We start from the raw sequence: 24,891 nt of genomic DNA, 5'->3' as shown, positions 1-24,891 counted from the left end.
AAAACAAGATTTTTGGCAAGGTTCTTAGCAGGGTTTTTGGCGTCGAACGATGATCTTGGAGGGCGCAAGGCCTTGCGCCCCTACAGAATACTAATCTGCTGTACCCAGTCCCCAGTCCGCAGTCGCTTTAAACATATCTCTGACTGACAAACCAATCGACAGCATCTTTAAGGGCGGTTGTCAAGGAAGATTGAGGTAAACCCAACTCTCTGACCGCCTTGGATGCATCGTAATACATAGGTTGTTGCGCCATGCGGACACCATCTAAAGGTACTGAGGGCAATTTACCCAAAGGTGCGAGAATCTTTTCATCAACCCAAGCAACGCTTAAAGGTAGCCAAGCAGGTACAGCCTGCTGGGGCGCCTTTATACCTGTAAGATGGGCAAGTTGTTCGAGTAGTTCCTTTAGGGGAAGATTTTGGTATCCTAAAATATAGCGATCGCCTGATTTACCCCGCTGCAAAGCTAGTAAGTGCCCCCTGACCACATCTCGCACGTCAATAAAATTCAGACCAGTGTCCATATAAAAAGGCATTTGTCGCCGTAAGAACCGCAGGATAATATCACCAGTTGGGGTAGGCTTAATATCCAACGGTCCGATGGGACTACTGGGATTGACCACAACTATTTGCTGACCTGCAGCAGCTGCTTGCATAGCTGCTTGTTCTGCGAGAAACTTAGACTTTTTGTAGTCACCCACCAATTTGTTTAAGGGACTCTGATGTGTTTCATCTACGACTTTACCAGATTCCCCCACGCCAATTGCAGCTACAGAACTAGTATATACACTACGTTCAATCTCTGCTTTTTGCGCCGCATCCAACACATTGCGCGTTCCTTCCACATTGTGACGGTAAAGTAACTCTCGGTCAGTTTGCCACAAAGAATAGTGTGCTGCAACGTGAAATAGGTACTGACAACCAAGCATTTGTTTCCAGAGATTTGGGTCATTCAAATCACCAGAAACAATTTCTACCTCTAATCCTCGTAGATTTTCTAGATTACTGCTAGGGCGTACCAGCGCTTTAACTGTGTATCCCTCTTGCAGCAACAACCGCACCAAATGGGCACCAATGAAACCAGTGCCCCCCGTCACAAATGCTTGCATCAATAGCTACCCCTCTTTTTATACCGGGGGAACCAATCATCTAAAATAGCGTAGACTACAGGCACCACAATTAAACTGAGGATCGTGGAACTGACCAAGCCGCCAGCAATAGATACAGCCATAGGCGATCGCAATTCTGAACCTGCGCCTAAACCCAAAGCAATGGGCACCATACCTAAAATTGTCGCCGCAGTGGTCATAATAATTGGTCGCAGCCTTACTGGCCCCGCCTTGAGGATGGCTTCTGTTCGCCCCAAACCAGATTCCCGTAATTGGTTAATGTAATCGACAATCAAGATGGCGTTTTTGTTGGTAATCCCCAGCAAAAACACAAAGCCAATCAGGGAAATCATGCCAAAATCGCTCTTGGTGATTAATAATGCCAGCATTGCCCCAACCAGCGCCAAAGGTAAAGAGATACCAATTACTATCGGGTCTACCCAGCCTTTGAATAGCCAAATCAAAACGAAGACAATACACAACGCCGACAGACCAAGAGTAGTGCCAAAACTGCCAAAAACTTCACCCAACCGGGCAGAATCTCCTCCCAGGTCTAAAGAAACACCAGCAGGAATCACTTTTTTAGCTTCTGCTACCAATTTATCAGTGGCATCACCCAAGGATAAATCCTTACCAAGGTTAGCGCTGATATAGGCTACCCGCTGATTCTTCAACCGTTCAATGTGAAATACCTTGTCCTGTGGATTGGTTTCCCCAGTGACAGTGACATCAGCAAATCCTGGTAATTTCACCAGTTTGTCTTTAATATCCTTGGCTGCTTTGCTGAGTGCTTTTAAGTCATTACCGCGTAACGCCACCTGCAGAGGTTTTTGACCGCCTGTATCCACAAATTGAATATCTTCCACACTGGTAGTCACACCAGGAAGAATCGGCAAAGTTGACCGGAATTGGTCTTGTAATTCCGCCGTCTTGAGTTTGCGGTTATCTTTCAGCTTCACATAAAGCGTACCTTTATTTGGCTCACCACCGCGAGAACCAACAGTAGTAAATACCGTTTCCACATCTGGCGATTTTCTCACCACCGCTTCCAGTTTCTTCGCCACCACCAGAGAGTCATTTAAAGGATTGGGGATGGGGGATTGTGTAGGGGGAAGTTTTCCGGCTAAACCTTGTGGGGGTAAAATAGGTAGGGGTGCGGTGTAAGCAATATTGAACTCACCGCGATCAAGTTTGGGAATAAATCCTTTGGGAATCAGGGGAATTAGGGCTACACCTGCAACAAAGCTGAATACAGCTAACCCCAACACTATCTTGCGGTGACTTAAAGACCAACCCAGCAAGTCACGGTAAGCTTGGGCAAAGCGTACCCATAACATTCCTTCTCGGCGTTCGGTACGAGAAGATGGCGGTTTGAGCCAGTAAATAGATAAAACTGGTGATAAAGTCCGGGCTACCAGTAACGAAGCCAGCATTGCTGCTGATACAGTAATTCCAAAAGGCTTGAAGAACTGACCAATTACCCCACCCATCAAACCGATGGGTAGGAAAACAGCTACCGCCGTAAACGTGGCTGCGGTGACTGTCAGTCCAATTTCATTAGTGGCTAGAAAGGCAGCTTGGCGGGGAGTTTCACCCTCTTCGACGTGCCGCATGATATTTTCCACATCAACGATCGCGTCATCAACAATACTACCAATTACCAAAGCTAAAGCCAATAGGGTGATTGTCTCTAAGTTGAAGCCGAAAATTGCCATGACGATAAACGTCGCCAACAAAGAGGTAGGAATCGCTAACGCCGAAATTAGGGTGGCTTGCCAATTCCATAAAAAAGGAAAAATGACGATCACCGATAACACAATTGCTTCAATCAACGCATCAATCGTTGAATGGGTGGCGTTGCGGATATATTCTGCTTGCGTCGCCGCTAAAGTCAGTTTGACATCCTTGAGGGTAGAGCGTAGCCTTTGGACTTCTTGCTCTACCCGGTTCACCACTTCCAACGTGTTAGCTGTGCCTTTTTTGATCACCTGAAATGCTAAAGCATTTTTACCATTAAACCTAACTAATGTCCCTCCTCCTGTAGGTAGAGATGTTGTATTTGCCGATAACACAGGAGAAGATGTAATCGGAGCGCCTAACAATGATACTTTCAGGACTCCAGGCAATTTAGCGATCGCCGGCTGAATTTGGTCTTTAGTCAACTTAGTCAAATCCGTGAGATTCTTTGAGGAACTCTCAATGGCATAACTAATCGCCGCTGACTCGTTCAGGTTCAGGGGAATAATTTTCGTAGATGCACCCTGAGTTAGTTTAAACTGCTTCAGTGCAGTTTCGACTTGACGAGTCGAGGTGTCTAAATTCGTACCAACAACAAAAGACAAACTAACTGCAGTTTGTCCAGGATAAGTCGATGAGCGGATATCCTCAAGTCCTTCCAGAGATTTGAGACGCTGTTCTAATGGCTGGGTCAGTTTGGACTCAGTATCCAGGGCTGTAGCCAGAGGGGCTGTAGCATTCACCACCACCACTGGAAACGTAATATCTGGAAACAAAGCATACTTAAGGGAACTGAAAGCTAATAGCCCAGCTACCGTCACCGCAATCCAAAAACTGACCGTCAGCCACGAAAATTCAATCGCTAACCTGGAAATATTGAACCGTTCTCGTGCAGATTTTGAGCTACTAGACTTGACCATCTTGGAAAATTATCGTGCAGGTGACACAATTATTAGACATGCTACAGTAATCACCACAACTTTGCTATTTGTCTTTGCTCAATTCTCCCTCTCTCCCCATCCCCCATGACCCATATCATCCTCGTCCCCCAGGGAGCAGAGTATCAAGCTGTATGTCGCGGTTTGAGTCGTGTTAGCGGTTCCAAGCCAACTGTCATCGCCATTCGCGTTGGTATCAAATCCCTAACCACATATCTGCACAAATTGCAAGCACAGGGACAATTTCCCCATCATCCACAGATGAAAGTGCTGCTGATGGGTTTATGTGGTAGCTTAACCCCCATGCACACAGTTGGTGATATTGTCCTGTATCAAGATTGTGTTTATCAGGGAAAACAGCAAGAGTGCGATCGCACCTTCACAGCCGAAATTCACTCACACCTCAACTCCCCAGTAACTTTGGTCAAATCATTGACAAGCGATCGCCTGGTTTGGTCTGCAGCCGAAAAACGCCGTCTAGGTGAAAAGTTTGCTGCTGATGTTGTTGACATGGAAGGATTTGCCGCTTTAGAGTTCTTTAATGCATTGGCTGTGTCAGTCGCCATGTTGCGAGTGGTCAGCGATGACTGTCACCACGATATACCTGATCTGACCTCAGCAATTAGCGCCGATGGTTCTCTCAAGCCTTTTCCCCTAGCATGGGAATTACTCCGTCAACCTGTTGGAGCTACTCGATTGATTCGCGGTTCCTTACGGGGATTGAAAGTTTTAGAAAAAGTCATAAAACCTTCTTTGGGGGCACATTAATAATCCTAGGGTGCGTGACGCTTCGATAAATATTGTACGTAGTTACAAGACTTATGGCGTCACGCACCATTCTTTCAATCTGATACCAATTCAAAAAATATTTGCAACACATCGATAATCTGTAGGGGCGCAAGGCCTTGCGCCCCAAAAGCGTGGTCTATTTACCTGAAAATGCCTGTAAGTTAAGGAAAATTGTCGTAGGGGCACGGCATGAATAAAATTGTCATTAGAAGAAAAGATTTTGGATGTTCCCTACAGTGTATACCATTGGAGTCTAACTGAACTGTATTGAGCTAAAAGCTAGAAAACAACTACGACTCTTAACCGAACCGTATTGAGTCCTGAGTAAGTTTAAATTATCTCAAATTCAATTTTTCCTGATGGAGAGAAAAATCAGAGGGATATAGAGAAGGTAGATGCACTTTAATTCCATGACAGCCCTCAGCCGTAGACTGAGGGCTTTTATCATTTAAAAATACTTGGCAGTAAACCGGGAGCTAACCACAATCCATAGCCAATAAATCCAAATAATAAGGTAATTAATACAGTAATGATATAGCTAATGCACATCAATAACCCATCCGATTCAATTGTGGCAACTGCTAACAGTAAAATACCTACGGTGGGGATGGGATTGGTCAGGGGAATTGGTGAAATTAGTAATATTGTCAACCAAGAAATGCAAAGCCCATTTAATCGCCAAATCCAAGGATTATTTGCTATTTTCGCCCATCGGGGACGGGCAATTTTCTCTAATATCTTAGTGATTCGACGCAGGTTTTGCAAAATTATCTCGGCAAAAGGGCGAGGAAATTTGTAGTTAGCAATCTTTTGGGGTAACCAAGGCGATCGCCTCCCTAACACCATCTGCATTGACAACAGCAAGCAGGCACCACCAAAAGGGCCAGTTAATCCTGGTGGCATGGGAAACAAAAATGGCAACACTAATAATGCAATCACCAAGCTAAAACCCCTTTCGGAGGTTTCTGCGAGAATATCGCCTAGTGTCAGTGGCTGTTCGGCTAGGCGTTGCAAAAGTGACTTGATGTCTTGAGAAAATCTCAGATGCATTTGGTGTCAGTTAATTGCTATTTTCCACGATAGCTGCTTTTACCTTTTAAATCTATGGTAATGGTGGCACGAAAACCGCTAAAGCTTGAGGTATAACTCGGAAGTGGGCTGGTGTATGGGTTGTAATTTCACCATCCGTATTTATGGGACGCTCTTTACGAGTATACACTTCAATTTCTTGACCCTGAAGAAACCTGACTTGTCGCCGATTTATATGTCTTCCTTGTCGCAGTGCTGGGAGTAAAAGTATTATTTGCCACCAATGTTCAATTTCTAAACTGTAAAGATCTAGCCTTTGGTCATCGATTGTAGCATCGTGAACTACTGCCATCCCACCGCCATAATAACGACCATTTCCTACGGCTATTTGTACCGTTCGCCCATGAATTGATTCGCCATTGACTCGAATTTCTGCGCTAAAAGGTCTAGCTTCCCAAATCACCCGCAATGCAGTGGCTAAATAAGCGAATATTCCCCAACGGCGCTTTACTTCTTTGGTCAGTCGTTGGGTAATTTTTACACTTAGTCCTAAACTAGCAACATTAAAAAAATATTTGCCGTTTACCCACCCTAAATCAATACGTCTTTGTTCTCCGTTGGCAATGATTTTACAAGCTTCGAGTAAAGAGTTAGGAATTTTTAAAGTCCTGGCCAAATCGTTGGCAGTTCCTAATGGTAAAATTCCCAAAGGTAACTCGGTTGTAACTAAAGCATCTACTGCCGCATTCAGGGTACCATCGCCACCACCAATGATGACTAAATCAACTTCATGCTGATATTGCAAGATGACTTCACGAAGGTGTTTGGCGTTTTCTGTCGATTCCTCGATTAAATCAATACCTAGGTTCTCTAAGCAATCAATTGCTTCTCTGAGACGTTTTTGTCCTTGGCGAGCATGACGATTTATTAACAGAAGTGCGCGGGGACTCATGGGAAGGACCTTTAGATGATTGGGGAATTGGGAAGCAGGAAAGTAGAAGTGTACAGATTTTGTTGAAAAATTAAATGTGTGGCTTATATCTGCTGCGGTTGATAATTAAACAGGGGTCAAGTGTTATGAAAAATACCAATAACTCAGGTGTTCACCGCCTCTTATGTCGTTGTAGTCGTTACTTTTTTGGGTTTGTTTTATCGAGTTTAGCTTTATTAGCAATTGGGTTGTTAATACCTAGAAAATGGGGCACTTATTCACATGCTCATTGTGATGTAGATATTTGTGTTGCTAATAGGGGGATTCATTCTGATATTATAGTACCTACAAGAAATTATGTTTTTGATTGGACTATATATATATCTCTAGATAGAATCGGTGGAATAGATAATTATCATGATTACAAATATTTAAGCTTTGGTTGGGGCGAACGCGATTTTTATATGACAACCCCAACTCTTGCATATTTAAATTTATCCACGACTTTTAGAGCCTTATTTTTACCAACACCCTCTATAATCTATGTTCAAGGTTATCAATTAATTCCAGATTATCTCGAAGTTAAATGTATTAAAGTAAATCAGACAGATTATTTAAACTTAATGGAATTTATTCAAGCTACCTTTGAACAAGATGCACAGGGTAGAAAAATTCGCCTAGGTAATGGTCACACTGCTAATGCAGGTTTTTATGCAGCGGTGGGAAGTTACTCTATATTAAGAAATTGTAATACTTGGACAGCAGAAGGCTTGCGAAAAGCTGATGTCAATACTCCCCTTTGGGATGGGCTACCTGCTGGCATTATGTTGCATTTAAGAAGTAGTTGCAAGTGAAATCCCCTCACAAGTTCCTCATTTTCTTACTCTATCATGAGTAAAGTTTCTCAACTTTGAGAAATATTACAGCTATTTGCTTTTATACAGACCAAAATGTAAATACATTAAACGCAACGTTTCTACATAGGTAGGAACTTCAGGTATATATTATATTTATGTGACAATGGTAATTAAAAAAAACCCAGGACTTACGCACTAGGCTATTCGTGGAGATCGGGCATAGGGCATAGGGCATGGGGCATTGGTGAATTTTTCGATCCCTCTGCCCTATGCCCCATGCCCAACCCAAACCCTTGATTTTTCGTTACTCATGCGTAAGTCCTAAAACCATATTAGTGACACTCCTACACCAATTGCAAGCAATGTGGTGTAGGCTTCCGAGTCCTGTTAAGGATATCAGGAACTTCTTTCCCTGCGGGACGCTACGCGAACGTGGTACTCCATTTTTCCCACCACAGCATTTTATAGTGAGGTACGTGCCCTGCCCCACTTTTGGTCTTAAAAAAATTCCAAGTTCAAACTAGTTTCCTTGAAAATTTTACTTACAGGAGGCAGCAACGCATACACGGTTGCATTTCCCTATAAAACCCCATATTTTCAGTTTTCTTGGCGTACCTTCTCCCTTTGGGAGAAGGTACTATGTTAGACCAGCATTTTAGGCTTTGTCGTCACTGAATACAATAGCAAGAAGTGATTACCTATCTCAAGATATTGAGAAAAACTCAACTGCCCTCTAATCTGTTTTACCTGCGGTAAAAAACAATTAGAGGGCGTCTCGTTTTTATCCCGTCATTCATCCCACACCAACTTCGGGTATGATGTGGGGCTTCTGCCGGGTTAAGCTAAAAATAAATATACCTGAAACCCTCTTACTACCCCTTCCCACTTTTAAAACATCCTCTGAGGGATTTTTGCAAGAGGTCTAATAAGCCCCAATTCAATTTGTAAGAAATGCGGGGATAAAACCATACTGAAGGTATAAATATCAAAGCCAAGAAAGTCGCACCTAAAACACCTCCAGAAATACAGATTGCTAAAGGTCCCCAAAATGATCCACCATAGAGAAATAGTGGCATAAACCCAGTCACAGTAGTTAAGGTCGTGGTTAAGACATGGCGAGTTGAAGTAACAATGACTTCTCGTATTTCTTGACGGTTGTTTCGAGAATCAAGAGGTAAATCTTCTAAAGCAGCTAATATAAGAATGCTATCGTTCATTGCTAGTCCAACTAAGCCAATGGTTCCCACGATTGACATAAATCCTAATGGATACTTAGATAACCACAGAGATAATAATGCTAATCCAATAGAACTGATTCCCACGAAAGTAATTAAAGCTGCAAAACGGAAAGAGTTAAAAGATAGAACCAGAGTGGATATGAGCAAAATCGTCAACACACCTACACTAGCGACCAGACCAGCTAATGCACTATTTCTTTCTTCTTCTTCTCCTCCAAATTCGAGGGTATAACCCAGAGGAAGACGAAAATCTCCTGAGTCTAGATTTGCTCGGAATTCATCTAAAACTGTGGAAGCTAAACTATCTGGTTGAATAAAACCTTGAACTGTATTAACTCGCTTACCATTGCGTCGAGGAATAACCGCTAATTCTGGAATCAGTTGGAAATCTACAAGCGATGAAACAGGGATATTGGGTCGTCCAGACTGAGATTCTCCTCCCAACAGATCTAAAGAAGCAATTTGTTGAAGATTTGAGCGATTGCTGTTACTCACCCTGACGCGCACAGGTAATTCTTCCGTTGATTCTAAAATCGATCCGCCCACAGATCCTTCTAAGAGGGTATTGAGTTGATTAGCAATCATGGCATTATCTAACCCGGTCAGCCTGGCTGTTTCTTCATTAATTTTTAACCCTAATTTGGGTTCAATTTCACTTAAATCAGCGACTGAATAGGAAATATCAGGGAGTTTAGCAAGTTCTGTTCTCAATTCTTCTCCTACTTCTCTGAGAATATTCACATCTGAACCATAAATTCGTAATTCGATGGGAGCGCTAACAGGTGGACCTTGTTCTAGAAGACGTACCGATACCCTTGCCATTGGTAGTATTTGCTTCAATTGTGATTCTAAACTTTGAATAAATTTAGGATTCTCGGTAGCAGAATTAAGCTGAATCAAACCTTGAGCAAAATTAGAGGTATCTCTAATTCCATCCGACAAATTGTAATAAAAGGGTGGAGCATTACGTCCTAAAAACCATTGAACTGCTTTAACTTCCGGATTATTGAGGAGAGTTTTTTGTGCTTGCTTGACTTTTTCTGTGGTTACCTCTAAAGCAGTCGTGGATGAAAGTTGTATTTCAATGGTTAATTGATCTCTTTCTGCAGGTGGGAAAAACTGTTCCGGTAAATCCGCAGCTACGACAAACCCAGCCAGAGGTAGGAGTAATCCTAAAATAATTCCCAGAATTGGCACAAACAAAATCCCACTCAGAATCCGGCGGTAAAGCCAAGTTAAAGCAGGAAAACTAATTCCTGCATTCCACCATGCACTGAGCAAATGGTTTTTGGGTCGGCTCAATTCGTGTAGTCGGACACTGAGAACGGGAATAATTGTTAATGCTAAGAACAGAGAGCTAACTAAGGCTAACATTACACTTTGGGCAATGGATCTCACAAATTCCCCTGTTCCTCCCTCTAATAAGGCAATTGGCATAAAGGACAAAATTGTGGTGAGGGTAGAAGCCATTAAGGGAATGCCCAAATATTTTACCGTTTGCGGAATTACAATCTTGGCAGAAATCCCTTCTTGTAAGCCTTTTTGTATTTCATCAACAACGACAATGGAATTATCAATCAAAATTCCCAAAGCAATCACAATTCCAGTCACTGACATTTGATGCAGGGGAATTTGGAAGAAATTCATACCCCCAAATACCATGAGGATAGATAAGGGTAAAGACGTTCCCATGACAATTGCTGCTCGCCACCCCATCATCACAAAAGCAGTCAACATAACGCAACCAACACCTAACCACATATTGGCAAATAATCCCTCTAGTCGCGCTACTACATAGCGATTTTGCTCAAAAATGATATTTAGGCTGACACCATTAGGAAGTCCTTGACGAAAGCGATCTATTATTTTTTCCGCAGCTGCAGTCCATTCATCAATCCGTTGACCTGATTCCATCATCACGGCAATGACAATGGCAGGTTTTCCATCAATTATGGTTAATTCTGGTGGTGGGTCTTCAATGCCCTTAGTCACCAAAGCAATGTCCCCTAAGCGGGTAAATTGTCCTCCATTACTGTAACGAATGGGAATCTCTCTAATTCTAGACAGAGATTTTAAGCTGGTATCTACTTCTAATAACAAATCATTGCGGTTACTGCGAAGTTGTCCTGCTGCCACTTTGGCATCACTAGTTTGAATTTGCTGGGAAACCTCTGCTACTGTTAAACCTAATGCAGATAACTTATCTGGATCAATAGTGACCATGATTTCTTCAGCAGGAACACCCACTAATTCAACTTTATCTGTTCCCCAAAGGTTCTCAAAGTCATCAAATAATTCCAGACCAATGCGACGCAAAATCGAGTAATTAGGAGGTGTATCCAATTCCCAAGTTAGAGCGGTTAATAAACTAAAGGCTTGACTATCTCCTTCTTCATATATCGGTCTTTGAGCTTCTGGGGGAAGTTGGGGAATGATATCAGCTATTCGATCTCGAATCCGTGACCAAACTGGATCTGTATCTGTAATTTCATCCTTGAGGGAAATACCCACTCTCGATTGTCCTAACTCGGACGTAGAGTCAATGGTATCAATTTCTTTAATACTAGATAGAGATTGTTCAATCTTTTCGGTAATCAAGGATTCCACTCGATAGGGACTAGCACCAGGTAAAAAGGTGGTGATGTCTGCCGTGCGATTAATAGTCGGTGGATCTTCCATGCGAGGGATTAACTCAAAGGAAGATAATCCCCATACGACAATGAGAGTTAAGGTGAGAATTAGCAGCTTAGAGTTGCGATAAAATAAGTCTTTCATTCCAGTCCATAAAATTGAAAATATGCCAGTTAAATGCTCCAACGCTTATGCAAAACTCAATACACGTTTTTATTGTTAGTGAACCAAAAAAAAGCATTTTAACGCGAGTGGCAAAGATTAAATCTTTTTACAAAAACATAATCTACGGATTGACCGCTTATACCCTGGGAGCTTTTTTGTTAAAATGTAACTTTTCAAACATTCTCTTAGGGAGAAGAGCTTACCAAACTTGTACCATTTGATCAGCAACAATGCGATCTGCGCCTTCAATAATGACTTGATCACCAGGGGTTAATGTCCCTCTCACTAACAGGCGATCGCCTTGAATGGAGAGAACCTCTAGATCTTTGCGTTTAATACTAAACATTCGAGGATTCTTGGGATTTGCTTTTCCTAACACATAACAAGACCATAACCCCCGCGTTCCTTTAACTAAAGCTCCTGTTGGTAACCAATAGCCTGATAAGGGTATAGACTGGGATAGTTCTACACTGACGATTTGCCCTGAGCGAATTCCTCTAGTCTGATTTAAGTTGAAAATGACAGTAACTGTGCGGGTTGTGGAGTCAAGCAGGGGTAAAATCGAGGTCACTTTCCCAGTAATCACCTGTTCTGCGATTTTTAAGCGATGGGTGCTACCAATAGGCAATTTATTCGCTGTTTCTGAGGGAATACCAATCCTAGCTTCTAGACTATTATCTTCTACTAAGCGGACAATGGCTTGACCAGAAGTGACAACAGTACCAATATTGACATTTTGCTGGGCAATAGTACCACTATAGGGAGCTTTGAGTTGGCTTTTTTGAATATCTAGGTAAATCCTTTCAATTTGAGCATTAAATTGGTCAATCACGGACTTTTGCAAGGAAATCTGTTCGGGGCGACTTCCAGCCAGGAGTTCATCTACCTGACTTTGTGCCTCATCAACTCGCGCTTGTTGGGCTTTGACATCTGTCCTCACTTCTTCAAGTTGTTCTGATGAGATTGCACCAGCTTTGAGCAAATTTTGTCTTCTTTCGAATTTGGCCTGGGCTAAAACCATTTGTTCTTTAAGATCCCTGACTTTAGCTTTGGACGCTGCAATGGCTTGAGAACGAGGACCGGCTTGTAATTCTTGCAGTTGAGCCACAGCTTGTGCTCGCTGTGCTAACAGTTCTCGTTTTTGTACTTGTAAATTTCTAGTATCAAGGATGGCAATTAACGACCCTTTCTTGACCTCTTGGCCTTCTTCAACTAATAAAGAAACTAATGTCCCAGATTGCTCAAATCCTATGTCACTAGTACGTTTAACTACAACATTTCCTGCATAGCGACGGGATTCTTGATGATTAGTAACTGGATTAACTACTAATGTTCTCACAGGAAGAGCCTTAGAAGCGACAGTATTAACAGCAACAGGATCAGCTTCTGTCGTACTTCCTGAAGACGTGATTCTTTCTAAGATAAAATTACGGCTAGAGGGATAAACCAAAGTTGATAAAAACCCCAATAAACCTAAAAGGATGAGTCGCCAAGGCAATTGAGAATTCTTTTTCTTTGATTTGCTTATGTCTGATGGTGTGTCTGATGGGGATACAGAATTGTGGTGATTCATGGTGTTAATTACATCTGGATAGAAACCTAGCATCTTAGCAGCACCTAGAGATAATAAGCCTGCAAATAGAAAGGCAATTTGAACTCCCCAAGGATTACTCGGCGTTTTCCCTAACATCAAGATTAATCCAGTCAATAATGATCCGAATCCCTGACTAAATTGAATAATTAGTCCTCGTGTACCAAAAAATATAGCTTCTCTTCTACTTCCCTCTTTTTCCGTGTCTTCCTCAATAATATCAGATAAAATGGCATTAGGTAAACTAAAAAAGCTTGCTAAAGCTAAATGGGATATAATGATAGTAATTAACCAAGGCAGAAGGGAATCTTGAAACCAAAAGCGACCTACTGCCATAATAATCATCCCTACACCATACCAGATCATTGAGCCTTGAAAAACTCGTTTTTTGCCATATTTTTTCGATAGAGGGATAACAAAAGCAAATCCAGCGATCGCACTGCCAATCATGGCAGTATTAATGACTGCTCCAAAACTTACTTCTCGTTTCAGTAAAGCAATGACCAAAAAAGTGGGAATTACAGAAATAATACTAATTACCATCCAGGCGAGAATCATCGCCATAATATAAGTACGAAAACTGGGATTGGAAAAGGCAGAGGATACAGCAGTTTTAAAAGTCGGATATTTCCCTTTAGGGGGGGCATATTCCTCTTTTTCTAAAATTGGCATAGCTAGGGTAATTAATCCCATAAGACTAATCGTTATTCCCATTCCCATAAAACCATATGCATCTGTTAACCAAGGCGCGATAATGCCTCCTATAGTTGCACCAACTAGTCCGAAAACCCCAATTTGGGTGGAGAGTTTCACCCGTCCTTCAGGTGTTTTTGCCAAAGTGGGTAGCCATGCAAGATAGGGGACATGATAGATTGCCATTCCCACATAAAAAATCCAAAGCATTAACCCTAAATAGAAAACGCTGGCAATTTGATTAAGATTAGTTGGTGGATTAAAAAGGAAGAAAAACCCTCCAATTAGAGGTAATAAACTAATCAGTAAAAAAGGCCTCCTTTTACCCAAAGGACTCCAAAAGCGATCTGATAAATAACCAACAAATGGCTGTGCAAATGCTCCACCAATTCGACTCACCATCATTGCCATTCCCACTAAAGCTGATGGCACTAAAATTGGTAAATTATTATCATTAGGAATACCTGGATCATAACGATAAATTAGCATCGCTAACAAAGCATTGTTGAGAACAAAATTACCAAACCACCCTATAATATAAGGTATGTAATCTATTTGTAATCGGTGCGTTTTATTAGAACCAATAGGAGTCATGGGAGAAATATTTAAGGGGTTACTGAATAAGTAGTCTACAAATTGAATCCAGGTGTGACAGAAACTTTGTTTATTGATCTGTAAAAGGTTCTTTCTCAATTTAGGATTCAACCAGAAAATAAACTTAATACAAATTTGAACAAAGATAGGATTTGGAAAAATTTCCCAAAAGATTTGAGGTGGTAATCAGGTAGGTAAACAAAAAGTTCAGCTTGCAGGCTTGTCAGGCTATAGTTTGACCTCTATGATTACCTTGAATTCGTATCACGAAAATTCATACCTACCAGGTGAGAGGATGCGATAAGGATCTAAACTGTCTTTAATTTTCCTCATAAATATCTGATAATCATCTTTTGGAGTAGGTAAACTATCCATTGACTGAGTACTGAGGCGATAGGGATAATAGCCTTGAACCATTAAAATTTGAAGTAGTTCATCATGACAATCTAAGGCTTTTTGATCTTCCCCTTCTACTAAACGATCATAAAAAATGGTAGCATTAATATTAATATTCCGAGCAGTAACACAGTTCATTCCGATATTAGGTTCAAAGCCATATTTTTGAGTAATACTGCTAATAATTTCTAGGGCTTTTCTGACGTGATTCCCTTGAAATGGAACAGCAGGAACACACCAAATCATGCCACAACCATCTTCATCTAAGTTAAAGTTAGGGCTAGGAGGAGTTTTTTTGCGCCAATAAGCCATTTGTAAAACTCTCTCTGTAATCATTCCCCGTTGCGGATTTTTATTATAAATTAAATCCACTTTATCTTTAATTTCAACTCCAGTAAATATTTTGAAAATCGGACTTAATTTTTTAGCCATTTCAAATTTATTTGCGTCAAAAAACATTAATTTATTGACGATTCCTTTGAGGGCTTTTGCAATCAATTTACGTTCTACTTTTCCTTGTTCAGGAGTTGCTGAATATAAAGCTCCTTCACCTATCCAAACTCCTCCTCCCCATTGATGACTTAATTGTTCTAATAAATCAGCAGGTAAGGGACTTTTTTCTTGAGTTTCTTGCCAAGGATATTGTTGTTGAATAGACAACATCCGGTAATCATTATTAATGTGAAAGGTAGTTTTGATTATTCCTTCTAATTTAAGACGGCGTAAAGCATCAATTAATGCCTCTAAATTACTATCTTTGTCAATACTATAGAAAAAGGCTTGAAAATACTTGGGATAGGGTATTAACCACAAGGTCATTTGTGTGACAATGCCGAGATTAGATTGAGTAAAAAGTCCATCAAAATAAGGTCCGACTCCCCAACGATTTACCGCTCCAGCTTGGGGATTTTCAAAGCGATTAAATCCGGTATGAATACACTCGCTAGTAGGTAAAACAACTTCCATCCCACAAACATGATTAAAGCGATCACCTAATGGACCTTTGGCTTCTCCCCTTTCCATAATATTGCCAATTAGACTTGAATCAGGGGTACTGCCTGTCACACTCATGAGTAATTTATTACCTTTTTCTTGTAAAAACTCATAAAGTTGTCGTTGTGTTACGCCTGGTTCAATTGTGACATAAGCTAAGGTTTCACTGTAATCTAAAATACGATTTAGACGACTCAAATCCATTAAAATACAACCATCTGAGGTAGGAACACGAGAACCGTATCCCCAATTTTTTCCGGTACTAATCGGGTAAATAGGAGTTCGATATCGATTAGCAATTTTCAGACATTCTTGGATATCTTCGCGATTGCCAGGACGAATAATAGCAGGAATTTTAGCTGTCGTTTGATAAGTAGCTGTTTCAGCCTCTAGACGTTCTTTGGCATCAGTAATAACATACTCTGAACCTAATAAATTTTCCCATTCTGTTAGGGCATTACCTAAACTTTCACCAGTTGAACCAGAAGAAATTACATAATTCATGGTATTATTTGTCTAATAAATAGTTGCAAAGCTTATGGAAATTTAATATGAAGCTGCATATAAAAGAGCTTCTAACATAAAGTTATAAATCGATTTCATCTGTAGAAAGTTACTAGTTTGGACAACGATAGAGGAGACAGAAGTTTTGAGGAGATTCAAGAAAATTTTCAGCGATAAAACCTATTGTTTTGTCTCTTGAAAACAAGTCTTCAATAAATTATCCTGACTCCGAGACTTCTGGCTCCTTCCTCCCTAATTAACTTTGAACAGTTTGCTCATTTCTAGAAAAAATTGAGCTAAAAGTCGGAATGAAACGAGGCCGGTTGGCAAAAACTTCTTGATAATTGGTATCCTCAATTAAGGCTTCCTCTTCGGCGGGAACACGTTGCGTCATTAACCAACCGTTAATTAAAGTAAAGACAATTGCTGTCAGATAGGCTGTATGAAATAAGGGAACAACAGCCAATTCAGTCATCATGGCGCACCAGTTCGGATGACGAATATACTGGTAAATACCCTTGTCAATCACGGGAGTACCAGGGACAGTGACCACTTTATGAATCCAGCGATCGCCTAAAGCCCGAATAGAGGAATAGCGCAAGCTTTGGGCGCAGAAGGTGGCAATGATGGAAAATATGCCTAAAGCCGGAATAAATGGTCTATCCAAGAGATAAACTTCCGCAATCATACACAACATCCAGCTAGATTGAAAAATCTTGACAAATCCCACATAGTTAGAACTATGTAGTTTGCCACCATTTTCCAAGACTTTGGTCATATTTTGCTTACTCAGACGAGTCACACGAACGCGCTGCACAATAATGTAGAAAATAAGTGCAATAAACGATATTTGGCTTAACATGGTAAAAATCCTTAAAATTGGACTAGAATAGCCTCTAGAGCGAATCCAGGACCCATAGAAATCATCAATCCATAGGAACCACTAGGGTGTTGTTGACGAGATAGGGTTTCATCAAGAATGCAGAGAATAGTAGCTGAAGCAATATTGCCAATTTTCCCTAAAACATCCCAACTAACCTGTAGAGCATCTGATTCTAGGTTAAATTCTTCAATTACTGCATCAAGAATCTTCGGACCCCCTGGATGTACCATCCAACAAGAGATTTGATCAAGTTTAACGCCCTGTTCTTCCAGTAGGGATTCAACGGCTTTTCTGACTCCTCCTTTGACGTAATCGGAGACTTCAGGACGTAAAATTTGGCGAAAACCATAGTCGGTTAAAGGTAATGCCATTAAATTCTCGGTATGAGACAGTAAAAGTGATTGAGTCCCTAAAACCTTGAGTTTTACTTGACCCTGCTTCACTAAAGGATGTTCATCTCCTGCTAACAGAACTGCTCCTACCCCATCACCGAATAAAGCAGCCACCACTAAGGTCATGATGACATTGCTATATTGAGAGGTATCTTCAGGTAATTCCCACAATAATTCTGTTAAATCACTGTGAATTGATCCTTGCCAAAGTCCAGATGAGGGATCAGTGGTAAACAAAATTGCCACTTCGGTGGGATGCCCATCAAGATAGTCCGTCACCCGTGCTAACCCCTGCGCTCCTCCTAAACAACCTACTCCTGATAAGGCTGCTCGTTTGACGTTTAAGGGAAAATCGATGCGGTTTAGGAGCAATCCCTCCATTGAAGGGACTGCAGGAAGAACGCTAACAGAGGTGATATGGGAAATGTCTTTTGGAGAAATATCCGCTTTTTTGAGCAGATCACTGACAGTAGATTCAACTAAATCCATTGTTCTATCGACCATAGCCCTAAAGGGTTCAGCGATACCTGGTGGTTCATCTGGATCAAAATCATCAAGGGGAATGGTAAAGTATCGCCCATTAATTTTGACATTACTGAAAAAACGATTAACTTGCTCTAGGTCAAAGAAGGTTTGTTCAGTAAAATCCAGGTTATTTTCTTGGCAATATTCACGAATAATGTTAGCGCAATGATTACGAATATTTGCTTCTAGGATTTCTTGGGAATAGTAATGATTAGGAAAGCCAGTTGCCGTCTCAATAATGTAAGTCATTTTTATTGTCCGAAACCAGAAATCTTGGTGTTTGATTAATCAGCAATCTATTACTAAAAACGATGTCTACTTAAGCTAATAATTTTTTAGCTAGTTGTTTTGCTTGTCGCATATAACCCAGTTTGTCAATAACAAGAGAATGAGTTCCGCTATGGGATTTACTTTCTGAGGGCAAAACTGTTTTTAGCTGATTTTTAAGGGATTCAAATTTTTTAGCAAAACGAGAATTTTTATCTTGAGCCTTAAGATAAGCAGCTACTAATTGACTTTGTTCTTCAAAAACACGCCAATGTGTTCCCGTCGGATGTACCATCCCAATCACAAATAGGTTGTTTTCATCGGGATGAAAAACATTCATGTAGAGATTAGGATGAGGTTTACCTTCTTCCCAATTTAAGGCCAGTTTGTCAATAAAGGGAAATTCAACTTTATAACCTGTAGCATAAATTATAACATCAATTTCTTCACTTGTGCCATCTTCAAAAAATACTTTTTTGTCAGCCATTTTTTGAATATTAGGCTTATGGGTCACATCTCCATGAACATAGTAACGGTAAATTTGTTGGTCACTATTGGGAATGATTAAGCCATTACTTTTGCAATTAGTAGGAATGTTGTATTTTTTTAAGTTAACTCCTTGCAAAAATAGCGTAATTGGAGATAAAAATGACATCATTTTCATGTGTTCTTGAGCCGGAATCATATTCATTATCGGGGTGTTAATCATGACCCATTCCGGAGGTAAGCCAAATAAAAATTTGGGCATACATAAGAATCCACGGCGTGTACTATGGAAGGTTTTACGTCCATTAATAGCAGCTTCTACCACTAAATCCATAGCTGATTGTCCTGCTCCTACAACCAAAACTATTTTATCACTTAATTGGAGAGGATCATCATAGTCTTTGGAGTGTAATATATCTCCTGAAAAGTCACCAGGGAATTGAGGAATATTGGGTTTATTGTGATAACCACTGGCAATTAATACCCCTTTATAGCGTCTTGTTTCTCCATTGCTCAAGGTGATATCCCAAAAGCTACCTGCTTTTTCAACTTGCTTAACAGCTATCTCAAATTCAATGTGATCATATAACCCAAAATGACGGGCGTAATCTTGGAGATATTGATAAACTAAACGATGATTTGGATAATCAGGATAATGATCAGGCATCGGAAAATCCGAAAAAGGCTGGGTTGTTTTATGTCCAATTAAATGGGTGTTTTTATACATTGGACTATCATCACGATCATAAATCCAAATTCCCCCAACATCCTGAGCATATTCAATTACGTTAAAGGGAATCTTGGCTTTACTTAAAGCTCTAGCGGCAGCTAATCCCGCAGCGCCAGCCCCAATGATACAGTATTGGTGTTTGTAATCTAAAGTCATGTTTTGTCCTCTTTTGATAGGTGTAACTCAAGCAGTTATTTGTTCAGAAAAGTTGAGAAGAGTTTGGGCGATCATTTGCAGAATTATTTCAGTATGTTGATTTATAAAGAAATGTCCCCCCGATAATAAATGCAAAGTAAATTGTTGATTGGTTTGTATTTGCCATTGTTCAATTTCAGCTTGAGAAACCTTGGTATCATTACAACCTCCTAAGACAGTAATGGGACAATTCAAGGGATGATCTTGACGATAAAAATAGGTTTCTATTAGTTTAAAGTCTGCCCGTAATATGGGTAGATAAACTGCCATTAAATCTGAATTATTTAACACCGTTTCTGGTGTTCCTTGATAGCGGCGTAAAGCATCTAAAAATAGCTGATCAGCAAGGCGGTGAATAGGCAAATCTGCGTTAGGAAGTTGAGGTGAGCGAAATCCCGACATAAATAAATGTTGGGGCATTCTTTGCTGATGTTTAGCTAATTCTCTAGTTAATTCAAAACTAATTAATGCCCCCATGCTGTGACCAAAAAAGGCATAAGGTTGATCTAAATAGGGCTTGATGACAGGAGTTAATTGGTTAATTAGAGATTTGAGAGAGGTAATTGGGGTTTCTTGAATGCGATTTTCTCGTCCCGGTAACTGAATTCTACAGAGTTCAATTTGCGATGGACAATGATTCACCCAAGTTTGGAATGAGGATGCAGATCCTCCCGCAAAAGGGAAACAGAACAGGCGTATTTTGGTATTAGGATTAATGTTTGTGCGAATAATCCAAAGGTTTGGATCTGTGGAAATATTTTCTACTTTTGCGACTTTCTTGCCTTTTTTTAGTCTCTGTTTCACTGAGACTTTAGGAGTTGAAGCAATTTGAGTATCTTGGAAAATTAATCCCAAGACTTGTGGTAAAAACTGATTAACACTCAATCCAGCTAAATATTCTACTGGCACGGTGATTTTTAAATCTGCCTCCATCTTCCGTCGTAATTCAGTGGCCATGAGAGAATCAAGTCCCAGACTAGATAGAGGCTGAGTTTTATCCAGTTTAATCTTCGATGATCCCGTAATTTGTCCTAAAACACGGGTTAAATAGTTTTCTAACTTTTCTAACCGTTCATTGGAGGGACTGGCTAAAAGGGAATCTATAGAGAGTTTAGGGGAAGAATGATTAGATTTAGAGGATTTTGGAGCATCTGAAGACTTAGATCTGATTTTAGCCAAATATTCCAGCAGTTTTGGCAATAACTTTACCTCTTCTGGAGTGAACTCTCCCGTCTCGGCTAACTGCTGCGCTTGAGTTAGGGGTTGACTAATTAAAGATAAATTCCGTGAATCAAGGTAATTATCAGCTATTTTTAGCCAATAACTAGACTTTTCAAAGGGGTAAGTTGGTAAGGTGCAAAGTTTACTTGCTGAGTTAACCATGATCCCTTGCCAATTGATATCAATACCTTGAACATAAAGCTGGGCAACACTCTGCAACAGTTGTTGTAGGTCGGGATTATTTCGTCGTAAACTAGGCAACCATAGGCGATCGCTTGAAGGATCTATTGAGCGTCCCATTCCCAATAAAACGGGATGGCAACTACATTCAATTAAAACCTCATATCCCTTATCTAATAAAGTTTTTAAGCCATCAGCAAAGCGAACCGTAGAACGCAGATGACGACACCAATAGTCTGGGGTTTGGATTTCTGACTTGATCAGTTTGCCGGTGACATTGGAGATTAAGGGAAGTTGGGGGGAATGATAGGTAATGGTACGGGCAATTTGATGAAATTCTCCTAAAATTTCTTCCATGAGGGGGGAATGGAAGGCTTGCGACACCTTAAGCTGAGTAATTTTGATATCTTTGCCCTCTAGCTTAGTGACAATAGCTTCAATGTCCGAGGATGCACCCGAAAGGACAATATTGTTCTCCCCATTGATCGCTGCGATCGCAACGGTTGTCGGATAGTCAGCAATTAGAGGTTCTATCTCAACTTCTGAAGCAGATACAACGATCATTGAGCCAGATTGCTGCACAGAATCCATCAATTTTGCTCGATGGACGACTAATTTTAAGCCATCTTCTAAACTAAACACCCCTGCTACACAAGCCGCCACATATTCCCCTAAACTATGCCCCATCACACCCTGGGGCATAATTCCCCAGGATTGCCATAGTTGTACGAGGGCGTATTCAATGGCAAATAGAGCAGGTTGAGTATAACAGGTTCGATTTAAGCGATTTTCAGATATTTCGTCTGATTTTTGCGGATAAATTAAGTCTAGTAAAGAAAAATCCCAGTATTCACTTAAAATAGCATCACAGTAATCCAGAATTTCACGAAACAAGGGATAGGACTGATAGAGTTCTTGTCCCATGCCAAGATATTGAGAACCTTGTCCCGTCAACAGAAAGGCAATTTTTGACCGTTTTTTACCGTTGGTATAACCTTGTTGGATGACAACAGAAGGATTATGGTCAGCAAATTCTGTCAAATGTTCTTGAAGTTCTTGCTGAGTAGATATGACACAAGCCAAACGATGGTTTAGTTGAGAACGACTAAAATTGCTGGTGTGGCAAATATCCGCAAGAGAAAGATGGGGCTGATTTTTGAGATAACCTGCGTAGGTTTCAGCTAATTTAACTAACGCAGATTCAGTTTTAGCAGAAAGGGTGAAGAGATATTTACCAGGAACTATAGAAGCAGGGGGCGTGTTTTCTTCTGGTTGAAATTCTTCGACGATAATATGTGCATTAGTCCCGTTTAAGCCAAAGGAACTGACTCCTGCTAATCGATACTGATTATGGGATACCCAAGGCAGGATTTGGGTGGGGATTTTAATCTTTTGGCTATCCCAGTCTACATGAGGGTTAGGGTTATGAAAGTGAAGATGAGGGGGAATTTTTTGATGTTGCAAGCATAAAATCACTTTGATTAGTCCAGCAATTCCCGCAGCACCTTCTAAATGTCCAATATTGGTTTTGACAGATCCCACGAACAACGGATGAGGATTTGTAGCAAAAACTGTTGACAATGCCCCTAATTCAATGGGATCTCCCAGAGATGTTCCAGTACCGTGGGCTTCAATATAACTGACATTTTCTGGTTCAACCTTGGCATTCTTCAAGGCTTGACGAATCAGTTGTTCTTGGGCTACTTGATTAGGAACCGTTAAACCACTACTCGCGCCTCCATGATTAACAGCAGACCCTCTAATTAAGCCTAAAATATGATTATTATTTTCAATAGCAGCAGATAAACGTTTTAAAATAATTACTCCACAACCTTCTCCTCTCACATAGCCATTTGCTGAACTATCAAAGGTTTTACAGCGTCCATCAGGAGATAACATTTGAGCGCGGGATTCCATAATGCTCACCAAGGGAGTTAGCATTAAATTGACTCCTCCGGCTAAAGCTATGTCACACTCTGAGTTGCGTAAACTCTGACAAGCCAAATGAACAGAAACTAAAGAAGAGGCGCAAGCAGTATCGACAGTTAAGGCGGGTCCATGAAAACCAAAAAGATAGGATAACCGTCCAGCCGCCACACTGATGGCATTTCCGGTTCCCGTATAAAGGTCAATAAGTTCAGGATTTTGGCTAAAATCGGAGTAATCTTGGGTCATCATGCCAATAAAAACCCCTGTTTGACTTCCTCGTAAATCTAATGGTGAGATTCCTCCTTGTTCAAATGCTTCCCAAGCAACTTCTAAGAGTAACCTTTGTTGGGGATCTGTTTGTTCCGTTTCTCTAGCAGAAAGACCAAAAAAGTCAGCATCAAATTGATCAATCGGTTGATTTAAAAAGCCTCCGTGACGAGTATAGACCTTACCTTTGGCATCGGGTTTCGGATCATAATAATCATCAATATTCCAGCGTTGAGGGGGAATCTCGGTAATTCCATCCGTTCCTGACTGCAATAATTCCCAGAAAGCTTCAGGAGAATTGGCACCACTGGGAAAACGACAACTCATCCCCACGATGGCAATGGGTTCAGTTTGAGCTTTTTCTAAGGCATTTAGTTTAGTTTTCACTGCCCTAAGCTGATTTAAGGCATCTTTCATCAAGGTTGCTTGATCAGGTTTTGAGGGAGTCTGTGTCATGGTGAATTAGTAAGTGTGAGTAGCAGTTGATCAATCAGTGGATAAGAATGCTTTTAAATAATGAAACAGCCCTGCGCTAAACTAGGGGCTAGGATTCGGATAGAGAGCGTGAATTTTGTCTATTTCTGCTAATATTTCTGGATATAATTCTAGATTCACACTGGAAATATTTTCCTGTAACTGTTCTAAAGTGGTTGCACCAATAATTGTGCTAGTTACAAACCAACGCGATCGCACAAAAGCTATTGCCATTTTTGCTGGACTCAGGTTATATTTCCTAGCAATATCCACATAACTTTTGACTGCTTTTTCAGAGTTTGTTTTCTCATAGCGACGACCAATACCTTTAAATAGTCCATAACGAGATTTTTCTGGAATTCCATTGAGATATTTTCCAGTAAGTGTGCCAAAACCTAAAGGACTATAAGCTAGTAAACTAACATGATGAAAACGACAAGTTTCTGCTAAATTAATGTGAAAAACTCGGTTAGTTAAGTTGAAAGCATTTTGAATAGATACGACCTTTGGCAACCCTAATTTTTCCGCTATATGACAAAATTCGCTCACTCCCCAAGGGGTTTCATTGCTTAAACCCAAATACCTGATTTTTCCTGCTTTAATTACATCAGCAAATACTTCTAATTGTTCGGCAATTGGTACTGTTTCTCGCTCTTGAGTTTGGTCATACTCAGGCGCATTAAAAAAAAGAGGAACATAGCGATCTGGCCAGTGAATCTGATAGAGATCGATATATTCAGTTCCTAATCGTCTTAAACTGTCTTCTACTGCCTTGGTAATATTTTTACGATCTATGCGATTATCTTTTCTTATATAAGATAAGCTATCGCCTGGTCCTGCTATTTTAGTTGCAACAATTATTTTATCCCGTTGTTGCTTCGCTAACCATTCACCAATATATGCTTCTGTTTTTCCCTGAGTTTCTGCTTTTCTTGGGACAGGATACATTTCTGCTGTATCCAAAAAATTAATCCCTGCACCAACACCATAATCTAATAGTAATTTAGCATCTTCAATAGAGTTTTGTTGTCCATAAGTCATAGTACCTAAACACATTTCTGATACTAATATATCACTATTTCCTAACTGATTATATTTCACTGGTTTTTCTCCTTATTTCATAAAAATTGAAGTCTGGATAATGCCAT

General features: G+C 40.5%; 14 protein-coding genes. 2 read left to right on the top strand and 12 right to left on the bottom strand.

Annotated elements, in window-relative coordinates; translation table 11 throughout:
- Window positions 1-127 precede the first annotated feature (127 nt).
- Window positions 128-1,108 (bottom strand): hopanoid-associated sugar epimerase, encoded by a 981-nt coding sequence (hpnA, locus tag HEQ19_19465; GenBank protein WYM01354.1) that lies wholly within the window; start codon window positions 1,106-1,108, stop codon window positions 128-130.
- The gene (locus HEQ19_19460) at window positions 1,108-3,765 is read right to left on the bottom strand and encodes an efflux RND transporter permease subunit (protein ID WYM01353.1); all 2,658 of its coding nucleotides are present in this window, start codon (window positions 3,763-3,765) and stop codon (window positions 1,108-1,110) included. The genes hpnA and HEQ19_19460 overlap by 1 nt, the downstream gene beginning before the upstream one ends.
- Before the next feature lie 105 nt (window positions 3,766-3,870).
- Here HEQ19_19460 and HEQ19_19455 point away from each other — a divergent pair, with 105 nt between their 5' ends.
- Window positions 3,871-4,551 (top strand): phosphorylase, encoded by a 681-nt coding sequence (locus HEQ19_19455; protein ID WYM01352.1) that lies wholly within the window; start codon window positions 3,871-3,873, stop codon window positions 4,549-4,551.
- 465 nt (window positions 4,552-5,016) lie between these two features.
- On the opposite strand, the gene HEQ19_19450 is transcribed toward HEQ19_19455, so the two are convergent.
- Complete coding sequence (locus HEQ19_19450) at window positions 5,017-5,622, bottom strand: exopolysaccharide biosynthesis protein (GenBank protein ID WYM01351.1); 606 nt, start codon at window positions 5,620-5,622, stop codon at window positions 5,017-5,019.
- Between the two features lie 52 nt (window positions 5,623-5,674).
- Window positions 5,675-6,553 (bottom strand): lipid kinase, encoded by an 879-nt coding sequence (locus HEQ19_19445; GenBank protein ID WYM01350.1) that lies wholly within the window; start codon window positions 6,551-6,553, stop codon window positions 5,675-5,677.
- A gap of 125 nt (window positions 6,554-6,678) precedes the next feature.
- Between HEQ19_19445 and HEQ19_19440 the strand changes: the two genes are divergently transcribed.
- Window positions 6,679-7,386 (top strand): TIGR02117 family protein, encoded by a 708-nt coding sequence (locus tag HEQ19_19440; GenBank protein ID WYM01349.1) that lies wholly within the window; start codon window positions 6,679-6,681, stop codon window positions 7,384-7,386.
- Window positions 7,387-8,261: 875 nt separating this feature from the next.
- Here the strand turns inward: HEQ19_19440 and HEQ19_19435 are convergent.
- The 8 genes from HEQ19_19435 to HEQ19_19400 form a co-directional block, all read right to left on the bottom strand.
- Window positions 8,262-11,402, bottom strand: a complete 3,141-nt coding sequence (locus HEQ19_19435; protein ID WYM01348.1) for an efflux RND transporter permease subunit — start codon at window positions 11,400-11,402, stop codon at window positions 8,262-8,264.
- 220 nt (window positions 11,403-11,622) lie between these two features.
- Complete coding sequence (locus HEQ19_19430) at window positions 11,623-14,301, bottom strand: efflux RND transporter periplasmic adaptor subunit (GenBank protein WYM01347.1); 2,679 nt, start codon at window positions 14,299-14,301, stop codon at window positions 11,623-11,625.
- A gap of 264 nt (window positions 14,302-14,565) precedes the next feature.
- A complete protein-coding gene (locus tag HEQ19_19425; GenBank protein WYM01346.1) occupies window positions 14,566-16,194 on the bottom strand; it encodes an FAD-binding oxidoreductase in 1,629 nt (542 codons plus the stop codon).
- A 256-nt stretch (window positions 16,195-16,450) separates the two neighbouring features.
- The gene (locus tag HEQ19_19420; GenBank protein WYM01345.1) at window positions 16,451-17,056 is read right to left on the bottom strand and encodes an isoprenylcysteine carboxylmethyltransferase family protein; all 606 of its coding nucleotides are present in this window, start codon (window positions 17,054-17,056) and stop codon (window positions 16,451-16,453) included.
- An 11-nt stretch (window positions 17,057-17,067) separates the two neighbouring features.
- Window positions 17,068-18,243 (bottom strand): 3-oxoacyl-[acyl-carrier-protein] synthase III C-terminal domain-containing protein, encoded by a 1,176-nt coding sequence (locus HEQ19_19415; GenBank protein WYM01344.1) that lies wholly within the window; start codon window positions 18,241-18,243, stop codon window positions 17,068-17,070.
- A 70-nt stretch (window positions 18,244-18,313) separates the two neighbouring features.
- Complete coding sequence (locus tag HEQ19_19410) at window positions 18,314-19,633, bottom strand: NAD(P)-binding domain-containing protein (protein WYM01343.1); 1,320 nt, start codon at window positions 19,631-19,633, stop codon at window positions 18,314-18,316.
- 27 nt (window positions 19,634-19,660) lie between these two features.
- A complete protein-coding gene (locus HEQ19_19405; protein ID WYM01342.1) occupies window positions 19,661-23,725 on the bottom strand; it encodes a beta-ketoacyl synthase N-terminal-like domain-containing protein in 4,065 nt (1,354 codons plus the stop codon).
- Between the two features lie 81 nt (window positions 23,726-23,806).
- A complete protein-coding gene (locus HEQ19_19400; protein WYM01341.1) occupies window positions 23,807-24,844 on the bottom strand; it encodes an aldo/keto reductase in 1,038 nt (345 codons plus the stop codon).
- Window positions 24,845-24,891 lie beyond the last annotated feature (47 nt).

The sequence above is a fragment of the Gloeotrichia echinulata CP02 genome (assembly GCA_038087035.1).
Classification (GTDB): Bacteria; Cyanobacteriota; Cyanobacteriia; order Cyanobacteriales; family Nostocaceae; genus Gloeotrichia; species Gloeotrichia echinulata.
The sequence above is the reverse complement of the archived record's forward strand: the minus strand, read 5'-3'. Positions and strand labels throughout refer to the sequence as shown.

What these genes read in the sequence shown, in the direction of transcription:
- HEQ19_19415 (WYM01344.1), bottom strand. Translation starts at nt 18,243, where the DNA reads ATGACTTACATTATTGAGACGGCAACTGGCTTTCCTAATCATTACTAT.
- HEQ19_19420 (WYM01345.1), bottom strand. Translation starts at nt 17,056, where the DNA reads ATGTTAAGCCAAATATCGTTTATTGCACTTATTTTCTACATTATTGTG.
- HEQ19_19410 (WYM01343.1), bottom strand. Translation starts at nt 19,633, where the DNA reads ATGACTTTAGATTACAAACACCAATACTGTATCATTGGGGCTGGCGCT.
- HEQ19_19460 (WYM01353.1), bottom strand. Translation starts at nt 3,765, where the DNA reads ATGGTCAAGTCTAGTAGCTCAAAATCTGCACGAGAACGGTTCAATATT.
- hpnA (WYM01354.1), bottom strand. Translation starts at nt 1,108, where the DNA reads ATGCAAGCATTTGTGACGGGGGGCACTGGTTTCATTGGTGCCCATTTG.
- HEQ19_19405 (WYM01342.1), bottom strand. Translation starts at nt 23,725, where the DNA reads ATGACACAGACTCCCTCAAAACCTGATCAAGCAACCTTGATGAAAGAT.
- HEQ19_19445 (WYM01350.1), bottom strand. Translation starts at nt 6,553, where the DNA reads ATGAGTCCCCGCGCACTTCTGTTAATAAATCGTCATGCTCGCCAAGGA.
- HEQ19_19440 (WYM01349.1), top strand. Translation starts at nt 6,679, where the DNA reads ATGAAAAATACCAATAACTCAGGTGTTCACCGCCTCTTATGTCGTTGT.
- HEQ19_19430 (WYM01347.1), bottom strand. Translation starts at nt 14,301, where the DNA reads ATGACTCCTATTGGTTCTAATAAAACGCACCGATTACAAATAGATTAC.
- HEQ19_19455 (WYM01352.1), top strand. Translation starts at nt 3,871, where the DNA reads ATGACCCATATCATCCTCGTCCCCCAGGGAGCAGAGTATCAAGCTGTA.
- HEQ19_19450 (WYM01351.1), bottom strand. Translation starts at nt 5,622, where the DNA reads ATGCATCTGAGATTTTCTCAAGACATCAAGTCACTTTTGCAACGCCTA.
- HEQ19_19425 (WYM01346.1), bottom strand. Translation starts at nt 16,194, where the DNA reads ATGAATTATGTAATTTCTTCTGGTTCAACTGGTGAAAGTTTAGGTAAT.
- HEQ19_19435 (WYM01348.1), bottom strand. Translation starts at nt 11,402, where the DNA reads ATGAAAGACTTATTTTATCGCAACTCTAAGCTGCTAATTCTCACCTTA.